17 protein-coding genes are annotated in these 18,243 nt (G+C 72.9%); all 17 read right to left on the reverse strand.

Features of this window, described 5'->3' with window-relative positions:
• Nucleotides 1-285 (reverse strand): carboxyl transferase domain-containing protein (locus BG482_RS33490; protein WP_306287009.1); only part of this gene is annotated, 285 nt, incomplete at its 3' end.
• On the reverse strand, nt 282-1,127 hold the full coding sequence (locus BG482_RS33495; RefSeq protein ID WP_069772968.1) for a 4'-phosphopantetheinyl transferase superfamily protein: 846 nt from the start codon (nt 1,125-1,127) through the stop codon (nt 282-284). The genes BG482_RS33495 and BG482_RS33490, both read right to left, overlap by 4 nt.
• Nucleotides 1,124-2,083: a Gfo/Idh/MocA family protein gene (locus BG482_RS33500; RefSeq protein ID WP_069772969.1), complete on the reverse strand. Its 960-nt coding sequence runs from the start codon at nt 2,081-2,083 to the stop codon at nt 1,124-1,126. The genes BG482_RS33495 and BG482_RS33500 overlap by 4 nt, the downstream gene beginning before the upstream one ends.
• Nucleotides 2,080-3,477 (reverse strand): NDP-hexose 2,3-dehydratase family protein, encoded by a 1,398-nt coding sequence (locus tag BG482_RS33505; RefSeq protein WP_069772970.1) that lies wholly within the window; start codon nt 3,475-3,477, stop codon nt 2,080-2,082. Before BG482_RS33505 ends, BG482_RS33500 begins: the two co-directional genes overlap by 4 nt.
• 55 nt (nt 3,478-3,532) lie before the next feature.
• Nucleotides 3,533-4,474, reverse strand: coding sequence for a hypothetical protein (locus BG482_RS33510; RefSeq protein ID WP_079142451.1), 942 nt, complete (start codon nt 4,472-4,474; stop codon nt 3,533-3,535).
• Between the two features lie 27 nt (nt 4,475-4,501).
• Nucleotides 4,502-5,257 carry an NAD(P)-dependent oxidoreductase gene (locus BG482_RS33515; RefSeq protein WP_069772971.1) on the reverse strand — a complete coding sequence of 252 codons (756 nt, stop codon included), beginning with the start codon at nt 5,255-5,257 and terminating at the stop codon, nt 4,502-4,504.
• 44 nt (nt 5,258-5,301) lie between these two features.
• On the reverse strand, nt 5,302-6,606 hold the full coding sequence (gene rfbH, locus BG482_RS33520) for a lipopolysaccharide biosynthesis protein RfbH (RefSeq protein WP_069772972.1): 1,305 nt from the start codon (nt 6,604-6,606) through the stop codon (nt 5,302-5,304).
• Complete coding sequence (locus BG482_RS33525) at nt 6,603-7,643, reverse strand: NAD(P)-dependent oxidoreductase (RefSeq protein ID WP_069772973.1); 1,041 nt, start codon at nt 7,641-7,643, stop codon at nt 6,603-6,605. The genes rfbH and BG482_RS33525 overlap by 4 nt, the downstream gene beginning before the upstream one ends.
• Before the next feature lie 10 nt (nt 7,644-7,653).
• Nucleotides 7,654-8,637: a dTDP-glucose 4,6-dehydratase gene (gene rfbB, locus BG482_RS33530; RefSeq protein WP_069772974.1), complete on the reverse strand. Its 984-nt coding sequence runs from the start codon at nt 8,635-8,637 to the stop codon at nt 7,654-7,656.
• Nucleotides 8,634-9,701 carry a glucose-1-phosphate thymidylyltransferase gene (locus BG482_RS33535; RefSeq protein ID WP_069772975.1) on the reverse strand — a complete coding sequence of 356 codons (1,068 nt, stop codon included), beginning with the start codon at nt 9,699-9,701 and terminating at the stop codon, nt 8,634-8,636. The genes rfbB and BG482_RS33535 overlap by 4 nt, the downstream gene beginning before the upstream one ends.
• 25 nt (nt 9,702-9,726) lie before the next feature.
• Complete coding sequence (locus tag BG482_RS33540; RefSeq protein ID WP_079142455.1) at nt 9,727-10,854, reverse strand: nucleotide disphospho-sugar-binding domain-containing protein; 1,128 nt, start codon at nt 10,852-10,854, stop codon at nt 9,727-9,729.
• 2 nt (nt 10,855-10,856) lie between these two features.
• Nucleotides 10,857-11,438 carry a dTDP-4-dehydrorhamnose 3,5-epimerase family protein gene (locus BG482_RS33545; protein WP_176741537.1) on the reverse strand — a complete coding sequence of 194 codons (582 nt, stop codon included), beginning with the start codon at nt 11,436-11,438 and terminating at the stop codon, nt 10,857-10,859.
• Nucleotides 11,420-12,634, reverse strand: coding sequence for a nucleotide disphospho-sugar-binding domain-containing protein (locus tag BG482_RS33550; protein ID WP_069772978.1), 1,215 nt, complete (start codon nt 12,632-12,634; stop codon nt 11,420-11,422). The genes BG482_RS33545 and BG482_RS33550 overlap by 19 nt, the downstream gene beginning before the upstream one ends.
• A gap of 35 nt (nt 12,635-12,669) precedes the next feature.
• Nucleotides 12,670-13,962, reverse strand: a complete 1,293-nt coding sequence (locus BG482_RS33555) for an activator-dependent family glycosyltransferase (protein ID WP_069772979.1) — start codon at nt 13,960-13,962, stop codon at nt 12,670-12,672.
• A 93-nt stretch (nt 13,963-14,055) separates the two neighbouring features.
• Nucleotides 14,056-15,273, reverse strand: a complete 1,218-nt coding sequence (locus BG482_RS33560; protein WP_069772980.1) for an MFS transporter — start codon at nt 15,271-15,273, stop codon at nt 14,056-14,058.
• A gap of 20 nt (nt 15,274-15,293) precedes the next feature.
• Nucleotides 15,294-17,294 (reverse strand): SDR family oxidoreductase, encoded by a 2,001-nt coding sequence (locus BG482_RS33565; RefSeq protein WP_069772981.1) that lies wholly within the window; start codon nt 17,292-17,294, stop codon nt 15,294-15,296.
• 2 nt (nt 17,295-17,296) lie between these two features.
• Nucleotides 17,297-18,232, reverse strand: coding sequence for an aromatase/cyclase (locus tag BG482_RS33570; protein ID WP_069772982.1), 936 nt, complete (start codon nt 18,230-18,232; stop codon nt 17,297-17,299).
• Nucleotides 18,233-18,243 lie beyond the last annotated feature (11 nt).

Consider the following 18,243-nt stretch of genomic DNA (forward strand, 5'->3'; position numbering starts at 1 on the left):
GCCCCAGCCGGTGATGACACCGTCGGTGAACGGCCGCTTGGCCTCCAGACCGAACCCGGTCGCCCGGTGCCGGCGCAACTGCTCGACCTCCTGGAAGGATCCCGGGTCCACCAGCAGCTCGATCCGCTCCCGGGCGGTCAGCTTGCCCTTGGCGTGCTGCGCCTGGGTCGCCTTCTCGCTCGGGCCGGCCAGCGCCTGGGCACGGATCTCGTGCAGCTCGGCCACCCGGCCACGCGCATCCGTGGGCTCGGTCGCCGTCAGAGGCCTGTCGTCCACCGCGGTCACAAGAGTTCCTCCTCACGTGCATCGGGAGCCTCACGCCCGACGAGGTCGTCGAGCGCGTGATCGGCATCAGGGACATGACGTACTCCGGCGAGCCGCAGTCGATCCGTGCCGGGGACGCGGCCGCCGGCCAGCACCGCCTCGGGCGGCAACCGCTGCACCGCGGTGCGGACGGCCGCTCCCTTCATCGCGACGGCGGCCGCGTGGCCCGGACCGCACGGGACGTCGAGGACGCTCCAGCCGTCCAGCCGCGGCGGGGCGCCCGGCCCTCCCTCGCCGAGGTACACCTCGGACGTCCAGCCGCCGACCCCCGTGCCGGTCCCCTTCAGACAGGCCTCCTTGCGGGCCCGGAGCCGGGCGAAGCGGGCCGGTCGGTCCGGTGCGGGAAGCGCGTCCAACTCTTCGCGCTCCCACGGGTGGAGAGCCTTCCGGCAGACGTCGACCCGCTCCGGGCGGGGCAGCCTCTCGACGTCGACGCCCACCGGAGCGCGGGCCACGCCGACGAGGACCGCGCCCCGGCTGTGCGACAGCGAGAAGTGCGGGGCGTCGGGTCCGGCGCCCACCAGCACCGGGCGGCCGTGCGGACCGCCGCGCCGGGGACAGTCCGCCCGGGCGAACGCCTGCTCCCGGGCCGGCGTGCGCAGGTACCCGCCCAGCCGGCGCAGCGCGATGTGCGCGGCCGCGTACAGGGTGCGGTCGCCGCGCAGCCGGAAGGCGTCCGCACGGCGTCGCTCGGCCGTGTCGAGTTCGTCCCACGCCGGCGGCGCCAGCCGGGACGGCGTCAGCAGCCAGACGGCCAGGTCGCCCCGGTCCAGGGACGGTTGCGGCCGGTGCGCGGCCGTCATGCCGAACGACGGCGCACGTCGTCCAGCAGAACGGCCTGCCGCAGGGTGTCCGCGCGCGGGGCCGCTCCGGCGCGGACCGCGGTGACGAACGCGGCGACCGTGGCCGCGACCTGGTCGGCGGGCTCCAGCCGGATCTCCTCCGTCTCGGAGCCGCGGTGCAGACCGATCACGGGCACGAGGTCTGCCGGCGGGGTGAAGGCCCGGTCCACGGTGATGCGGCCCTCGCTGCCCCACAGTTCGTACCTGGAGAGATAGGCGTGCTCCATGCCGAAGACGAGGGTTGCGGTGACCCCGTCGGGAGTGGCCAGCAGCGCGGCCCCCGCGGTCTCTACCTCCCGCCCGGGGCCCCGGGTCAGACGCGCGCCGACCACCTCGAGACCGTCTCCGAGGAAGTGCAGGGCCGCCCGCAGCGGGTAGAGGCCGACGTCCGCGAGCGCGCCCCCGCCGAGCCCGGCGGAGTACCGGATGTCGTCGTCGGCGAGCGGTGGGATGGCGAACTCCGCCCGTAGGGAACGGAGTTCGCCGATCCGCCCCTCGGCGACCAGGCGCCGCACCGCCTCGTGCCGCGGATGATGGACGAACATGACGTTCTCCATCAGGGCCACACCCTGCTTCGCGGCGAGATCCAGGAGCCGCTCGGTGCTCTCCGGGTCCGTCGTCAGGGGCTTCTCGGCCAGCACGTGCTTGCCCGCGTTCAGCGCCGCCTCCACCCAGGGGGCGTGCAGCGCGGCGGGCAGCGGTACGTACACCGCCTGGACCTCGTCGGCGTGCAGCAGTTCGGCGTACCCGTGCACCGGACGGCAGCCGAAGCGCCGGCCTGCCTCCTCGGCTCGGGCCGGGTCGCGGCTGGCGACCGCGGCGAGCTCCAGATCGGGGGAGGCGGCGAACGCCGGCATCATCCGCCGCAGCGCGATGTCCGCGCAGCCGAGCACCCCGATGCGCAGCGGGCCGCTCATCGCGCCCGCGCCGCGGCCGCGTTGAGGCAGGCCACGAGGGTGCGGGCCTGGACGTTGAGGTAGTGGCCGTGGCGCACCAGCCAGGTGAGCTGGTCCGGGGTGACCCAGGCGTAGCCGGCCGGAGGGTCGGACGGCACATCCCGCTCGTCGGCCTCGACGAGCAGGTACCGGCTCTCGGCGTTGAGGAACCGGCCGCCCTCCTCCGAGTGCACGGCGTCGTACCGGATGCGGTCCGCCGGCGCCGCGAGCACGGTGTCGAGGAACGGCGGGCGCTCCTTCTCGGGCAGATGGGCGTAGTTGCCCGGGGTGTACTGCACCGTGGGGCCCAGCTCGACGGTGTCGAGGAACCCGCCCTCGACCCGGGCGTGCACCAGGACGTGGGGCACGCCCTCGAGAGTGCGGGTGAGGAAGGCGGTGACGCCGAGGCCGACGGGCTCGAACAGCGGCTGGGTCCAGCCGGTGACCTCGCGGTTCCCGGCCTGCACGGCCACCGCCACCACCTTGAAGTAGCGGCCCTCCTCGTGCTCGACGGTCATCTCGTCGCGCCGCCAGCCGGGCAGTCCGGCCAGCGGCACACGTTCGGCGTGCACGTCGTGCCGGGAGCGCTCACCGGTGATCCAGGACAGCAACTGGACGTCGGACAGCAGCGCATCGGCCGTCGCCTCGGGGACGGGCAGGCAGGACAGGACGGTGCGGGAGTCCATGTTGACGACGTTGTCCCGGTGCAGCAGCTCCGCTATCTGCCCGAGCGTGAGCCAGCAGAAGTCGTCGAGGAGCGGGACGTCGTCGTCCGTCAGCACGATCATGTTGCGGTTCGACTTACGGAAGAACCACGAGCCGTGCTCGGACTGCAGGACGTCCGCGACGACCCGGCCGCGGCCCGGGCCGACGAAGTGCTCCAGATACTTCACGTCCGCGCCCTGGTGGACCTTGGTGTAGTTGCTGCGGGTGGCCTGCACGGTCGGGGACAGCTGGAGCAGGTTCGGGTTGCCGGGCTCCATCTTCGCCTGCATCAGGAAGTGCAGGACCCCGTCGAACTCCTTGCCCAGGATCCCCAGGATGCCGACCTCGGGCTGCTTGATGATGGGCTGGTGCCATTCGGCGTACGGGCCGTCGCCGTAGGGACCGCCGCGCTCGGTGACGTGCAGGCCCTCGACGGTGAAGAAGCGGCCGCTGCGGTGCAGGAGGTTGCCGGTGGTGTCGTGGAACGACCAGCCGTCCAGGCGGCCGAAGGGTATCCGCTCCACGCGGAAGGCGTTGGCGCGGCCCCGCTCGGCGAGCCAGTCGGCGAAGCCGTCGGTGGCCAGGTGCGCGCCCCGGGTGGTGGCGGCCGACAGCGCGAGCCGGTCCGCGAGCTTCGCGTCGTCGCGCGGTTGGGGGATGAGAGGCAGCATCAGAGAACTCTCCGTGTTCGATGTGTCTGATGTGTCCGGGCGCGTGGCGTACGGCTCATCCGACGTCGACGATGGTGAACAGGCCCTTCTTGACGAGCCTGAGGCCGTCCGTGGCGTCCTTCGACCAGGTCAGCGCGGCGTAGCGGGTGCTTTCCAGGGGGACCTGGACCACCGACGACCGGTCCGTGGACAGGTGCAGGCTCCCCAGGCTCGCCGAGCGGAACGGGGAGTCGGGCGGCAGCGTTCCGTCGTCGGGAAGGGCGTCGAAGTACGCCTTGAGGCCGGCTTCGGTGGTGCCCTCCGCGATCTTCACGAACAGCAGCTCGTTGACCTGGCCGGGGATCTCGTTGACGTACCGCAGGGGCCGGCCGGCCCGCAGCGTGCCGCGGACCTCGAAGCGCGGGCCCACGCCGGGCACGTTCCGCGACACGATCGTCGCGGTCGGCGCCAGGCCCTGGTCGACGGCGCCGCCGGAGACGGTCAGCCAGCGGTAGCGCGGCTGCGCGTCGCCTGCGGCCAGGTAGTCGAACAGCAGGTATCTGCCCGGGGAGAGACGCTGGGTGAACGAGCCCGGCAGGCCGGGCTGGATCACCAGGCCGCCGAGCAGGGCGGCGGTCGCATCCAGGTCCTTCGCCCCCTGCGGGACCTCGGACGGCGTGTTGGACAGGGCGCGCGAGAGGGCGCCCAGGAAGTCGTTCCAGTCGGCGCCGTCCGTCAGCCGGGCCAGCCCGATCCAGCCCTTGCCCGGCTGGGTGGTCGAGGCGCGGAAGGTCGTCAGGCCGGGCCGGGTGGTCGCCGGTGCGGTGAGGCCGTCGGCGGTCGAGACGAGGTCGACGGTGTGGGCCGTCCCGGACGCCCGGACCGCGTGCACGTCCGGGGCGGCCCGCGGGTCCGGGGCGAGGAGTGACGGGACCGCGAGGGAGGGCCCCTGGAAGCCGGCCAGCAGCACGGCGGCCAGCAGTACGGTCGTTGCGCGCTTCGTCCTGTGGTGAGTCATGACGGGAGCGTCGTCGCCCTTCTCTTGTCAGTCCTGCCGGACGTACACGGATGCCGTGAAGTCGCCGAGGATCCGCCGGTGGTAGTCGGGGCCGAAGCCCATCTGCGCGACCTGCGGTACCAGGGCGCGCAGCTTCTCCGTGGAGATCACGTGCTGGCGGCCGCCCGTGTCGAGGTACTCCTTGCGCGCCTCGAGCCCGAGGGCCCCGGCGAGCAGGTCGACGACGTCCTCGACGGGAACCGCGAAACCGGACGCCACGTTGACCGTCTCGGAGCGCAGGTCCGCGGCGAGCAGACGGTCCACGACGGTGATGACGTCGTCGACGTCGATCAGGTCGCGGGCCGCGCCGCGGTGCACGCGGACCACGCCCTCGCGCAACTGCCGCACCAGCGTGGGCAGCAGCTGGTGCTCGGGCTGGTCGGGGCCGACCAGATGTCCCAGCCGCAGGATCAGGTGGTCGGCGCCCGTGTCGCGCAGCAGATCCTCCAGGGCGAGCTTGTGCGCGCCGTAGGGCGTGCAGGGCGTCACCGGGACGTCCTCCCTGCCGGGTCCCTCGGCGAGCCCGTACATTCCGGTCGCCGCGGTCGAGAAGAAGAGCACCCGCCGTCCGTCGGCGGCGCACCGCTTCGCGACCTCGCCCACCAGCGCGGCCTCGCGGGCGAAGTCCGCGTCCGAGGTGCCGCTCGCCCAGGACACCCCCGCGGCCAGGGCCACGGTGTCCGAGTGCCGGCCGGCCAGTGGACGCAGGTTCCGCGCCAGGAAACCGGTTCCCACAATGTCCATACGTCGTCGTCCCGATCTCTGTGGGGTAGGAGGGCCGTTCAGGCTCAGCCGTGCGTGGCCACGAACTCCTTGATCGAGGCGGTGACGTAGTCCAGCATCTCGTCGGTGAGCGCCGGGTAGACCCCGATCCAGAAGGTGTGCTCGGTGATGAGGTCGCTGTTCGTCAGCTCGCCCACGATCCGGTGCGGCTGGTGGGTGTAGGCCGGGTGGCGGGTCAGGTTGCCCGCGAACAGCCGACGGGTGCCGATCTTGCGTTCCTCCAGGAAGTCCACCAGCTCGGCGCGGCGGAACGGCGCCTCGGGGTCCACGGTGATCACGAAGCCGAACCAGCTGGGCTCGGAGCGTGGGGTGGGCTCGGGCAGCAGGAGTCCCGGAACCCCGTCCAGCCCCTCGCGCAGCCGCTGCCAGTTGCGCCGCCTCGCCTCGATGAAGGAGTCCAGCTTGGCCAGCTGGGTCAGCCCGAGCGCGGCCTGGATGTCGGTGGCCTTCAGGTTGTAACCGACGTGCGAGAAGATGTACTTGTGGTCGTAACCGGCCGGCAGCGTGCCCATCTGGTACTTGAACCGCTTCAGGCACCGGTCGTTCTCGCCCGGCTCGCACCAGCAGTCCCGGCCCCAGTCGCGCAGCGACTCCACGATCCGTGCCAGGGCGAGGTTGCCGGTCAGGACGCAGCCGCCCTCGCCCATGGTGAGGTGGTGCGCCGGGTAGAAGCTGACGGTCGTCAGGTCGCCGAAGGTGCCGGTGAGCTTCCCGTCGTACAGCGAGCCGACCGCGTCGCAGTTGTCCTCGATGAGGAACAGGTCGTGCTGTTCGGCGAGTTGGGCGATCTCCGTGACGGGGAAGGGGTTGCCGAGCGCGTGGGCGATGATGATGGCCCGCGTCTTGGGGCCGATCGCCGCCGCCACCCGGTCGGCGGTGGCGTTGCAGGTGGTGAGGTCCACGTCCACGAACACCGGGACGAGGCCGTTCTGCAGGATCGGGTTGACGGTGGTGGGGAAGCCCGCCGCGACGGTGATGACCTCGTCGCCCGGTTTCAGCCGGCGGTCCTCCAGCGTGTGGGAGGTGAGCGCCGACACGGCCAGCAGGTTGGCGGACGAACCGGAGTTGGTGAGGTGGGCCTTGCGGCGCTTGAGTCGTCGGGCGAAGGCCGACTCGAACTTGCGGGAGCTGGTCCCGGCGGCGATGCGCATCTCCAGCGCCGCCTCCACCAGGGCCACCCGGTCGTTCTCGTCCAGTACGGCGCCGGACGGCCAGATCTCCGTCGTGCCGGGGATGAACTCCTGGGCGGGGGAGGCCTCTCGGTGGAACTCGCGGACGCCGTCGAGTACCAGGTCCTTGCGGTCGCTCATGGTCGTATCCCTTCATGGGCCGGTGCGTCGGCCGTCATCACGAGTGGTGTGCCGGGCCGGGAGTGCTCCGGCGGCAGTACGGAGGCGAGCAGCTCGCGCAGGGAGTCGTCGAGGCTGCGCAGCGGTTGCCAGCCCAGCAGGCGCCGCGCGCGCGAGACGTCCAGGCACTGCCAGGGGACGTCGGTGCGCGAGTCCGGTCCGCCGGCGGCCTCCACCACCGGCAGCCGGAGCCCGCTGAGCGCGATCATCCGGTCGACGAGCGCGCGCATCGGGACGGCCGTGCCACGGCCCACGTTGATCACCTGACCGGCGACGTCCGCCTCCGGCGCGGTGGCAGCGGCCAGCACCGCAGCGGTGACGTCGTCGGCGTCCACCAGGTCGCGGGCCGCGCGCAGCGCCGGAAGGCGCAGTTCGGCCGGCTCCTCGCCGCGCGCGGCGGCCCGGGCGGCGGCGCCGAGGTGCGCCGCGACCCGGCCGAAGAGACTGCCCTGCGGAACCCCGGCGCCGATCACGTTCGCGAGCCGGAGCACCACGCCGTCCACCCCCTGCTCACGCCGGGCACGCAGCACGGCGCGTGTGCCCGCGAGCTTGGTGCGGCCGTACGGGGTGACGGGGTCGGGCTCGTGCTCCTCGCCGGTGGCCGCGTCCGGGGCTCCCGCCCCGTACTCGTGGACGGTGCCGAGCTGGACCAGCCGTGCCGGCGGACCGGGCAGCGCGGCGAGCGCCGTGACGACCCGCTCGACCAGTTCGGCGTTTCCCGCGGCCATCTGCGCCTCGTCGGCCTGCCAGGCCCGGCCGGCCGCGTTGACCACGACGTCGGCGCCGGCGGCCGACAGGACCGCCGCGATCTCCCGCGGCGACGCCGTGGCCAGGTCCAGGCCCACGGCCGACCCGCCCGGACCGACGGCCCGCGCGGAGTCGGCCGGTGCGCGGCGGGAGACCAGATGCACCCGGGCGCCGTCCGCGGCGCACGCCGCGCCGATGCGGCGGCCCAGGAAACCGGTGCCGCCGAGGACCACGACCGAGAGCCCGGCCACCGGCCGAGGCTCAGACCGCACGGCTCGTTCCGTGCTTGACGGCCTTCCACCAGTCCGGGTTGTCCCGGTACCAGGCGACCGTGTCGGCCAGGCCCGTGGCGAAGTCGGTCTGCGGCGCGTAGCCGAGCTGCTCGCGGATCTTCGACTCGTCGATCGAGTAGCGCAGGTCGTGCGCCTTGCGGTCCGCGACGCGGCGGATCATCTCCTCGCCCGCGCCGGTCAGCTCCAGCAGCCGTTCGGTCAGGGCGAGGTTGCTGTACTCGTTGCCGCCGCCGATGTTGTAGACCTCGCCCGCTCGCCCCCCGTTGAGCACCAGGTGGATGCCACGGCAGTGGTCGTCCACGTGCAGCCACTCGCGGACGTTGCGGCCGTCGCCGTACAGCGGGACCTGGCGGCCCTCCAGAAGGTTGGTGACGAACAGCGGGATGACCTTCTCGGGGTGCTGGTAGGGCCCGTAGTTGTTGGAGCAGCGGGTGATCGACAGATCCACGCCGTGGGTGCGCCAGTACGCTCGTGCGACCAGGTCCGAACCGGCCTTGGAGGCGGCGTAGGGGGAGTTGGGCGCCAGCGGCCACTGCTCGGTCCAGGAGCCCTCGTCGATCGAGCCGTACACCTCGTCCGTGGAGACGTGCACGACCCGCTCGATCCCGCTCTCCAGCACGGCGTCCAGCAGGGTCTGGGTGCCCAGGACGTTCGTACGGAAGAACTCGCCGGCGCCCTCCAGGGAGCGGTCGACGTGGGACTCGGCCGCGAAGTGGACCACGGCGTCGTGGCCGGGCAGCAGTTCGCGCAGCAGGTTGCGGTCGCAGACGTCGCCGCGGACGAACACCAGCCGTTCGTGCGAGGCGGGCAGGTTCTCGCGGTTGCCGGCGTAGGTCAGCTTGTCCAGGGCGGTGACCTGGGCGCCCTCCCAGCCGGTGTACGTGTCGGCCAGCAGGCTGCGCACGAAGTGCGAGCCGATGAAGCCGGCCGCTCCGGTGACCAGGATCCTCATGCCGCGACCTCCACTCGGGTGTGATCTCCCACGACCAGGCAGTGATGGCCCGTGCCCGGGCCGGTGGTGCCGACGGACGCGGCGCGCCCGATGAGCGAGTTGCGCAGTCCGCGCACTCCGGTGACCGTCGCCTCGTCCAGGGCGATGGAGCCCTCCAGCCGGCTGTCCGTCACCGTGCAGTCGCGCCCGATGGAGGTGTGCGGGCCGACATGGCTGTCCTGCAGGACCGTGCCGGCGCCGATGATCGCCGGCCCCTCGACCCGGGACCGTACGACGCGCGCGCCCGCCTCGACCACGACCCGGCCGACGAGCACGCTGTCGGCGTCGACCTGTCCGTCGACGCGCGGGGTCAGGCCGTCCAGGAGATGGCTGTTGCACTCCAGGACGTCCTCGACCTTCCCGGTGTCCTTCCAGTAGCCGTCGTAGATCCTGGCGCGGACGTCCGCGCCGGAGGCGACCAGCCACTGGACGGCGTCGGTGATCTCCAGTTCGCCGCGGGCGCTGGGCGCGATGGCGGCCACCGCCTCGTGGATGGCGGCGGTGAAGAAGTACACGCCGATCAGGGCCATGTCGCTGCGCGGGTGCTGCGGCTTCTCCACCAGGCGCAGCACCTCGCCGTCGGGGCCGAGTTCGGCGACCCCGAAGGAGCGCGGGTCGGCGACCTTGTGCACGACGACCTGGGCGGCCGGCCGCTGCCGGTTGAAGTCCTCGGCGATCTCGACGACTCCGTCGGGCAGCATGTTGTCGCCGAGGTACATCACGAAGTCGTCGTCGCCGAGGAAGCCGCGGGCGAGGGACACGGTGTGGGCCAGTCCGAGCGGCGCGTCCTGGGGGATGTAGACGAGGCGCACCCCGAACCGGGCGCCGTCACCGAGCACGGCCTCGATCTCGGGGCCGCGGTTGCCGACGATGACGCCGACCTCGCTCACCCCCAGCTCTCGGACGGCTTTGAGTACGTGCACCAGCACGGGGGTGTTGGCGATGGGGATGAGTTGTTTGGGCATCGAATAGCTGAAAGGCCGCAGGCGGGTTCCTGATCCGCCGGCGAGCACCAGAGCCTTCATCGAGAGGTCCTCTCGGTTCGTGTATTCATGCCGGTTCGAGCGCGTCGAGCACGCTCGCGGGCGAGGGCATGGCGGCGATCTCCCGGGAGAGCTCGCGGGCCCGCTCGCCGTATCCGTCCTTGGACAGCAGTTCCTGGCAGGAGTCCGCGATCGCGTCGGCCGAGTCCTCGCCGGGCAGCAGCGTGATCGCGGCCCCGAGGTCGGCGACGCGACGGGCCGGCTTCTCCAGTACGGCGCCCTTGGGAACGAGCAGTTGGGGCACACCGGCGTTCAGTCCGGTCAGAGTGCTGACACCGCCCCCGTGGTGCACGAGCAGATCGCAGGTGGGCGCCACCACGTCGAGGGGCACCCACCCGGCCCGGACACCGGGCAGTTCGTCGCGCAGGGCCTCGGCGACCGGTTCGGGCGCGGCGACGATCAGCTCGACGTCCCAGGCGGCGACGTCCTTGGCGAGGCCGCGCAGAAAGGCGAAGTTCTGGTCGTAACTCTCCTTGGCGACCCGGCTGCCGGACGTCACCAGGACGCGGCGGCGCTCGCCCCGGCGGTACATCCACGGTTCCAGTCGCCGCTGGCCGTTCGCCGGCACGTAGCGCATCGGCCGGGCCGGTGCGGCGCCGGGCGGCCGCAGGCTCGGCGGGCAGACGTCCACGAACACGTCAGGGTCGGGCAGCCGGTCGAGCTCGAATTCCGCCAGCTCGGGCGCGAGTTCGGCGTCGGCGCCGGGGTGGATGCCGTCGGCCTCGATGGCGTCCCAGGTCTGGCGCACATGCGGCACGCCCAGGTGCAGGGCGAGCAGCGGGGCGACGTAGCTCATCGTGCCCCCGACGATCACGTCGGGCCGCCAGGCGCGGCAGAACTCCAGCATCCGCGGCAGGCTCGAGGCCGCCATGCGGGCGAACCAGCGCCCGGTGAACAGCGCCTGCTCGGCCGGATCGGAGGGAATCGTCTCGGGGTTGCCGGCCCGGTCCGTGGTGATGAAGTGCCGGATCGGCAGATCGGTGGTCGCGATGCCCGGCAGCCCCGAGGAGGTGATGACCGGGACCATGTCGTCGTTCGCGGCCATGACCACCTGGTGGCCCGCGTTGCGGGCGGCGGTGGCGAGCGGCGCCAGGGCGAAGACCGTCGCCGGACTGCCCGCCGCCACGAAGAGCATTCTCACGGAGTCCCTGCCTTGTGGAATCGGGGCAGGAGGCCTGCCCGTACGGCCTCGGCCACGGTCGGCGCCTTCGCGTCCTTGTCCGAGATGAGGGGGATGCCGGGGCAGTTCCAGGGCAGATCGAGCTCCGGATCGAGCGGATCGACGTCGATCTGCGTGCCCGGCACGTACGCGGTGGAGACGACGTAGCAGATGCAGGCGTCGTCGCTGAGCGCGAGGAATCCATGGCCCACGCCCTCGGGGACGTAGACGGACCTGCCGGAGTCCGCGTCGAGTTCGTTGACCTGGTGCTCGCCGAAGGTCGGTGAGCCGATCCGCAGGTCCACGACGATGTCGCGCAGCGCGCCGCGGACGCAGGTGACGAACTTGGCCTGGCCGGGCGGGATGCGCACGCTGTGGATGCCCCGCAGCGTGTGCCGTCTCGACACGGAGTAGTTGATCTGCTGGGGCCGGAAGGCGACGCCGGTGGCGCTCTCCAGCGCATCGCTGCGCAGGGACTCGTAGAACGTCCCGCGCTCGTCCGGAATCTGGTCGGGTGTGATCAGGAAGGTCCCGGGCAGTTTCATTTCCTCGATATGCACGGCACGCTCGCCTCTCTGGGTTCCGTGGTTGCTCCCGCGAGCCGTTCCAGGTCGGCGGCCACGGCGGCGGGGGACGGCATCGCGGCCATCTCCGCGGCCAGGAGACGGGCCGACCCGGCGTGGCGCGGATCGGACAGCAGCTCGTCCAGGGCCCGGCCGACGAGCCGCGGGTCGTCCTGCTGCGCCGCCGTGTCGAGCGACAGCCCCGCGCCGGTCGCGGCGAGCCGGTCGGCCAGCGGGAAGTGGTCCGCCAGCTGGGGCAGCGCCAGCTGCGGCAGCCCGAACGCCGTGGCGGTCATTGCCGTGCCGGCGCCGCCGTGGTGGACCATCGCGTCGCAGGTGGCGAGGAACAGGTGCAGGGGCAGCGGGTCCACGGCCGTCACGTTCGCCGGCAGCGGCCCGACCGCCGAGCGGTGGGGCTCAGGCAGCGTCACGAGGATCTCGGCGTCGCGCCGGGCCGCGAGGGCGTGCAGCAGGTCGCGGACGAAACGCCCGCCGTGCAGGGCCGGCGTGTTGCCCAGCGAGACGGCGACGCGCCGCCGCCCGGCTCCCGGGCCGGGGTCCGTGCGCACCCAGGCCGGCGTCTCGGCGCCCCCGCTGTAGGGCACGTACCTGATCGGCACGCCCGGTTCGCCGCCCGGTATCCGCAGGCTCGGCGGGCACGGGTCGAGCAGCACCGTCGGGTCCGGCAGCCCGGCCGGACCGAGCCGCTCGGCCGGCTCCCGGACGTCGGCGCGCACGAAGCGCCGGGCGGGGCCGGAGATGGCGTCCACCGTCCAGCGGTGGTGCACGACCGGCACGCCCAGCCGGGCGCCGATGATCAGGGAGCAGTACTCCAGCGGGTCGGCCAGGATCAGCTCGGGCCCGTACTCCTCGGCCAGGCCGGTGTAGCGGTCGAGCAGCGCTGCGGCATGGGCCCACCACAGCCTGCCGTACCCGCCGAGCAGTTCGGGGGCCGGACGGGGACGGGCCTGCAGGGGCCGTTGCTCCGCGGGCAGGTTCCTCAACAGCATGGCGTTGACGTCGAACGACTCGCCCACGCCGACGCCGGTCAGTCCGCAGGCCCGGACCGCGCCGAGCACATCGGGCTGCCCCAGCACCGTCACCTCGTGGCCGGCCGACCGCAGCGCCCACAGCAGGGGCACCACAGGCAGGAAATGGGTCGGTACAGGGGTGGCGATCACCAGTACGCGCATCTGACGGACAGTCCTCTCCGGCCTCTCGGGCGAGGTCAGCGGCGTTCGGCCGTCAGGCGCTCCAGCAGAGGGACGACGTCCTTCGGCGCGGGCGCGGCGAGCATCTCGTCGTACAGCCGGCGCGCGCCGAGGGCGAACGACGGGTCCTCCAGGAGCCGCACGAGCTGCTTGTGCAGTCCCGTGACGTCCAGCGTCTCGGGATCGGCGACCAGGCCCGCGCCCATGTCCTCGACGTAGCGGGCCGTGACCATCTCGTCCCACATCGGCAGGGGCACCACGAGCTGGGGCACCTGGTAGGCGACGGCGGCCGAGAAGGTCCCGCCCCCGCCGTGGTGGATGACCGCCGAACTGGTCGGCAGGACCTGGTTGAGCGGCACGTACTCGACCGTGCGCACGTTGTCGGGCAGGGCGCCCACCGCGGCGAGCTGTTCGCTGTTGAGGGTGGCGACGACCTCGATGTCCAGGGCGGACACCGAGTCGAAGAACTCGCGCATGGGGAAGCCGCTGTACTTGCCGAAGATCTTGCGGCGGCTCACCCCCAGGGTCAGCACCACGCGCGGGCGTTCGGGCCGGTGGTGCAGCCAGGTGGGGAGGGAGGCCGCGCCGTTGTAGGGGACCCGCCGCACCGGGATGTACGTCAGGTCGAGCGGCCGGCGCATCCTGGACTGCGTCAGGTCGAGGGTCCACTGGCCGAGCAGCATCTCGTCGCTGAACTCCAGCCCGTACCGCTCCAGGATCGGGCCGTACCAGCCCAGCCAGGGGTGCTCGGTCAACTCCGCTTGCGGGTCCGCCAGTTCCCGCTTGGTGCGCTCGTGGATCACGGCGATGTTGTCCGTGCCCCAGACCAGACGGGCGTGCGCGGCGCCGCTGAGCCGCGCGGCGATCGGCGCGGGGAACATCAGCGGGTCCCACAGCACCAGATCGGGCTGCCAGGCGCGGGCGAAGTCGATCAGGTTGTCCAGCACGGGCCTGCGGCCTCCCGGCTCCGCGGGCTCGGGGTAGTGCATCCTGAACATGCCCGTGAAGATCGAGCGCGCCGTGCGCCAGCCCTGCGACTCCTCCGGTTCGCACGCGTCGAAAGCGAGCGTGGGGCGGTCCGGCTTGGCGTCGCCCGTGTTCTTGCCCAGCGCCTCCGGCAACTCCTCCGAACTTCCCAGCGGCACGGCCGTGAGCCCCGCGGCGCTGATGTTCGCGATCACCCCCGGGTCCACGACGCCCGCATGGCTCGCCACGACGACCTCGTGCCCGGCGCTCTGCAGCGCCCAGGCCAGCGGCACGACGGGATACAGGTGTGCCGTCGCCGGAAAGATGGTGAACAGGACACGCATCGAGGGACTCCGTTCGTGTTCGCTTACGCGGGAGTGAGAAGGGGGGCACGGGGCGCCTGCGCACGGGCGCGGGCGCGGCGCGCCCGCGGCGCTTCAGGGCGCGGCGTCCGCCCCGCGGGTGCGGGCGGTGCAGGCGACGAGCGCGCCCGTCGCCGACACGGCGGTGAGGAACGCGAGCGCGCCCGCTCGGCCGGCGTCGACGGACGCGGCCACGGCCGTGGCCGGCAGCGCGAGCACCGCTCCCAGCTGTACGGCCGTCTGGTAGACCGGCACCGCGCCCGGGCGGTGCTCGGCCGGAATCCCGGCCGTGGCCTGGAGGTTGAGGGCGGCGAAGGACAGCACGAAACCGGTCTCGACGAGCAGCAGCGCGGGCAGCACCGTGGTGGCGTACGTCCCGTGCTCTCCGGTGAGCAGGGCGCTCACGCAGCCGAGCGCCGCGGCACAGCTCCCGGCCCTGATCAGTCGTTCGGTGCCGAAGCGCCCCACCATCCGGCCGGCGAAGGGCAGCGCGAGCGCCAGGGGCAGACAGGCCGGCAGGAGCGCGAGCGCCGTGCGCCACGAGCTCCACCCCCACTGGTAGTGCAGCCGGTGGACGAGCAGCATCAGCAGGCTCAGATACGTGCCGTTGAGGGTGGCCGCGCACACCGCCGAGCGCCGGAACGGACCGTTGTGCAGCAGCCGTGCCAGGGTCGCCCGAAGCGGTGGGGCGGGCGCCGGCGCCGCGTCGCGGGGGATGAGCCGGAACCCGGCCGCCAGCAGCACCAGGGCGACCGGGGCCGGGAACACCGTGTTCCAGCGCCAGCTCAGCTCGGTGAGCGCTCCCGAGCACAGCAGTCCCGCGGTGAACCCGGTCGCCCCGAAGAGCGAGTACACCGACACCGCCCGGCGCTGCTCGGCTCCCGGACGGAACGCGGTGCTGATGATCGCGAGCCCGGTGGGCGCGGTCAGCGCGGCGCACATGCCCTTGACCACCCGGGTGGCGATCAGCACGGCGCCCTGGTCGGTCAGTCCGCCGGCCACCGAGGCGGCGATGAACACCGGCAGCGCCGCCAGGTACACCCGCCGTCGGCCCCACCGGGCGACGAGGCGCGGACCGAGCAGCAGCAGCGCCGCGAAACCGGCCGCGAAGCCGCTCATCACCCACTGGCCGCCGAGCGTCGACAGGCCGAGGTCCCGCTCCATCGCCGGCAGGGCGACCAGGACGACGGAGACCTCCAGGGCGTCGATGAGCATGTTGCCGGCGAGGACGAAGAGCAGGGCCCGCCGTCCGGCGTCGGTGCGGGTCGCCGGCGGGGAGGGGATCGTCGTCATGCGCTTGGCCGTCCGCCCGCTCAGCCGAGCAGTGTGCCGCCGCTGGCGTCCAGGTAGGAGCCGGTGATCCAGCGGGAGTCGTCACCGGCGAGGAAGGCCACCACGTCCGCGACGTCCCGGGTCTCGCCGACCCGGCCGAACACGGAGTAGTTCGCCATGGCCGCCACCGCCTGCGGGTCGTCGAAGACCGGGCTGCCGTTGTCGGTGATGCCCGGACCCACGCTGTTGACGGTGATGCCGCGGGGGCCGAGGTGCTTGGCGAAGTGCAGGGTGAGCTGGTCGATCGCGCCCTTGGTCATCGCGTACGCCACCTCCTGCGGGTTGGCGACACGGGTCAGTCCCGAGGAGATGTTGATGATCCGGCCGCCGTCGGGGAGGTTCCGCAGCGCGCGCTGCACGAGGAAGTACGGCGCCTTGGCGTTGACGGCGAAGAGCCGGTCGAACGCCTCGGGCGTGAGCTCCTCCGGGGCCACACCGCCCATGACGCCGGCGTTGTTCACCAGGATGTCGAGCGTGGTGGCGCCGGTGCGTTCCTTCAGCTCCCGCTCCAGCGCCAGGAACAGCTCGTGGACGTCGCCGGGCGCCCCGAGCTCGGCCAGTACCGCGAAGGCCCGGCCGCCCTCCTTCTCGATGGCGGCGACGGTCTCGCCGGCGGCCGCGCGGTTGGCGGAGCAGTGCACCGCGACGAGCGCCCCCTCGCGGGCCAGCCGGATCGCCGTGGCCCGGCCGATGCCGCGGCTGGAGCCGGTGACGAGCGCGGTCTTTCCGGTCAGTTTGCCCATGGGGTTCCTCCTGTGCGTGGTGTGCTGACGATTCGGTCCGGGAGCGCCCGGCCCGGGAGCGCCGTGGACGACCGGGCCGCCGGCGCCCGTCACGGCCGGGCCGCCGCCGTCGAGCCCGCTGATCATCGCGGCGAGGTGACGGCGGGCCGGGGCGAGGCCGAGCAGCTCCCGCAACACCGTTCGCACGCCGTCCAGTTCGGGCCCGCCGAACAGCAGCTGGGCCTGCGCCTCGATGTTGCCGAGCACGCGCGCGCCCACCGGATGGCGGACGGCGTGGTAGGTGTCGAGCAGCTCTTCGCCGGCCCGCCCGGCGAGGTGCGCGGCGAGCTTTCCGCCGAGGTCCGCGGCGTCCTGCAGGCCGAGGTTGAGGGCCTGCCCGCCCACCGGCAGCTGGACGTGCGCGGCGTCCCCGGCGAGGAACACCCGGCCGATGCGGTAACGGGCGGCCTGCCGCCGGGCGTTGTGGAACGCGTTGAGCCAGACCGGCTCGGCGCCGCTGATGTCTTCGCCCGTGACCTGGGCCCACACCGCGCAGACCTCCTCGAAGGAGGGGGTCTTCGCGTCGCCGGGGACCCGGTCGAAGGCGTGCACCATGATGCGGGTGACGCCGTCCGGTCCGCGGCGGGCGTTGGCCACGCCGTCCGCGTGCCGCTCGAAGCGCCGCTCCCTCAGCTCGACGCCCGCCAGGTCCGCACGCAGCAGCTCCTTGGTGGGGCCGGCGCCGGGGAACGCGAAGCCGGCCAGCCGCCGAACGGCGCTCTCCTCGCCGTCGCAGCCGACGACGAACGCGGCGCCGAGCCGCAGCCGCCCGCCCGTCGGCGTGGTCGCGACGACGTGCACCCGGTCGGGCGCCTCGACCAGGGCGGTCACCGTGTGGCCGCGCCGCACCTCGGCCCCGAGGCCGGCCGCCCACTTCGCGAGTACGGCCTCGAGGCGGGTCTGCGGCGCCTTCCACTGGCCGGCGTAGGGGCTGTCGCCCGCCTCGGCCAGGTCGAGGGGGATGCCGCCGAAGTGGCCGGGACCCGCGTCGGGCGGCGGCCCGAGCCGCTCGACCAGGCCCCGCGCGTGCAGCAGTTCCATGGTGCGGGCGTGCAGGATCGACGCCCGCGACTCGGTGGTGGGCTCGGTCAGCCGCTCCAGCACGGTCACCCGTGCCCCGCCGGCGCGCAGCTCGCCGGCGAGCAGCAGGCCGACCGGTCCGGCGCCGACGACGAGCACATCGGTGTCCAGCGTGACCATGGTCAGCGCTTGTTCTCGGCGTAGTCCTTGGCGTGGCCCAAAGTGGCGCGGCTGTTGGCGCTCAGCGCTCCGCGGACGTACTCCCGGGCGTCGGCGACGCTCGCGTCGGGCCCCAGGACCGAGGCGATGTTCGCCGTGTTGAGGACCACGGTGTGCTGCGAGGTCGCGGCGACGCCGCCGTCGTTCTCCGCGAACGTCCAGCGGCCGGTGTGCAGGGTCATCAGCGCGGGCAGGGTGACCTGCTTGTACGCGATCGTGTGGTGCGGGAACACCACCCGGTACGACTTCGTCGTGTGCGTCGAGCCGTCCTTGGCGCGCGTGTCCATCTCCAGTGCCTGCAACCCCGGGGTGTCCTCCGAGAATCGGACCGAGGCCACGTGCGGCAGCCGCTCCGCCCACAGTCCGGCCTCGTTGACGAAGTCGTATGCGTCCTTGGCCGCGCCGGCGATCTGCACGGTGTCCTCGAAGGAGAACGTGATCTCCTGCGAGGCGTGGGCGAGTTCGACGTTGGTCTTCAGCGCGGCCAGCTCCGAACGGGAGTTGCGGTCGACCGCCTCGTCGATCCACTTCAGTCCGTCCGGGTCGTCGTCGACGGCCCGGTAGTCGTGCAGCAGCCGCACCCGCGACGACGTGCCGGTCAGCGGCTCGATGATCCAGGTGCCGCCCATGGCGGCGACCGGCGGGGTGGAGACCTCCTGGCGGAAGGTGATCCGCAGGCTCTCGGGGTCCAGGGTGCGGCGCGACGTCCAGTTCTTCGCCGCGCCGTTGGCGGTGGCCCAGATGCGGATGCGCTCCTCGCGGGCGCCGCGTTCGACGTGGTCGACATAGAGGGTGGGCGGGAAGATCCGGGGCCAGTTCTCCACCTCGGCGATCAGCCGGTAGACGGCGGCGGCCGGGGCCTCGACGGTGACGGCGTGCTCGACCTGACGGGTCGTCATGATGTGCTCTC

The sequence above is a fragment of the Streptomyces sp. LUP30 genome (assembly GCF_001746365.1).
Lineage (GTDB): Bacteria > Actinomycetota > Actinomycetes > Streptomycetales > Streptomycetaceae > Streptomyces.

Excerpts from the sequence above, each read along its gene's own strand:
- BG482_RS33495 (WP_069772968.1), bottom strand. The coding sequence starts at position 1,127 with ATGACGGCCGCGCACCGGCCGCAACCGTCCCTGGACCGGGGCGACCTG.
- BG482_RS33500 (WP_069772969.1), bottom strand. The coding sequence starts at position 2,083 with ATGAGCGGCCCGCTGCGCATCGGGGTGCTCGGCTGCGCGGACATCGCG.
- BG482_RS33505 (WP_069772970.1), bottom strand. The coding sequence starts at position 3,477 with ATGCTGCCTCTCATCCCCCAACCGCGCGACGACGCGAAGCTCGCGGAC.
- BG482_RS33510 (WP_079142451.1), bottom strand. The coding sequence starts at position 4,474 with ATGACTCACCACAGGACGAAGCGCGCAACGACCGTACTGCTGGCCGCC.
- BG482_RS33515 (WP_069772971.1), bottom strand. The coding sequence starts at position 5,257 with ATGGACATTGTGGGAACCGGTTTCCTGGCGCGGAACCTGCGTCCACTG.
- rfbH (WP_069772972.1), bottom strand. The coding sequence starts at position 6,606 with ATGAGCGACCGCAAGGACCTGGTACTCGACGGCGTCCGCGAGTTCCAC.
- rfbB (WP_069772974.1), bottom strand. The coding sequence starts at position 8,637 with ATGAGGATCCTGGTCACCGGAGCGGCCGGCTTCATCGGCTCGCACTTC.
- BG482_RS33535 (WP_069772975.1), bottom strand. The coding sequence starts at position 9,701 with ATGAAGGCTCTGGTGCTCGCCGGCGGATCAGGAACCCGCCTGCGGCCT.
- BG482_RS33540 (WP_079142455.1), bottom strand. The coding sequence starts at position 10,854 with ATGCTCTTCGTGGCGGCGGGCAGTCCGGCGACGGTCTTCGCCCTGGCG.
- BG482_RS33550 (WP_069772978.1), bottom strand. The coding sequence starts at position 12,634 with ATGCGCGTACTGGTGATCGCCACCCCTGTACCGACCCATTTCCTGCCT.
- BG482_RS33555 (WP_069772979.1), bottom strand. The coding sequence starts at position 13,962 with ATGCGTGTCCTGTTCACCATCTTTCCGGCGACGGCACACCTGTATCCC.
- BG482_RS33560 (WP_069772980.1), bottom strand. The coding sequence starts at position 15,273 with ATGACGACGATCCCCTCCCCGCCGGCGACCCGCACCGACGCCGGACGG.
- BG482_RS33565 (WP_069772981.1), bottom strand. The coding sequence starts at position 17,294 with ATGGTCACGCTGGACACCGATGTGCTCGTCGTCGGCGCCGGACCGGTC.
- BG482_RS33570 (WP_069772982.1), bottom strand. The coding sequence starts at position 18,232 with ATGACGACCCGTCAGGTCGAGCACGCCGTCACCGTCGAGGCCCCGGCC.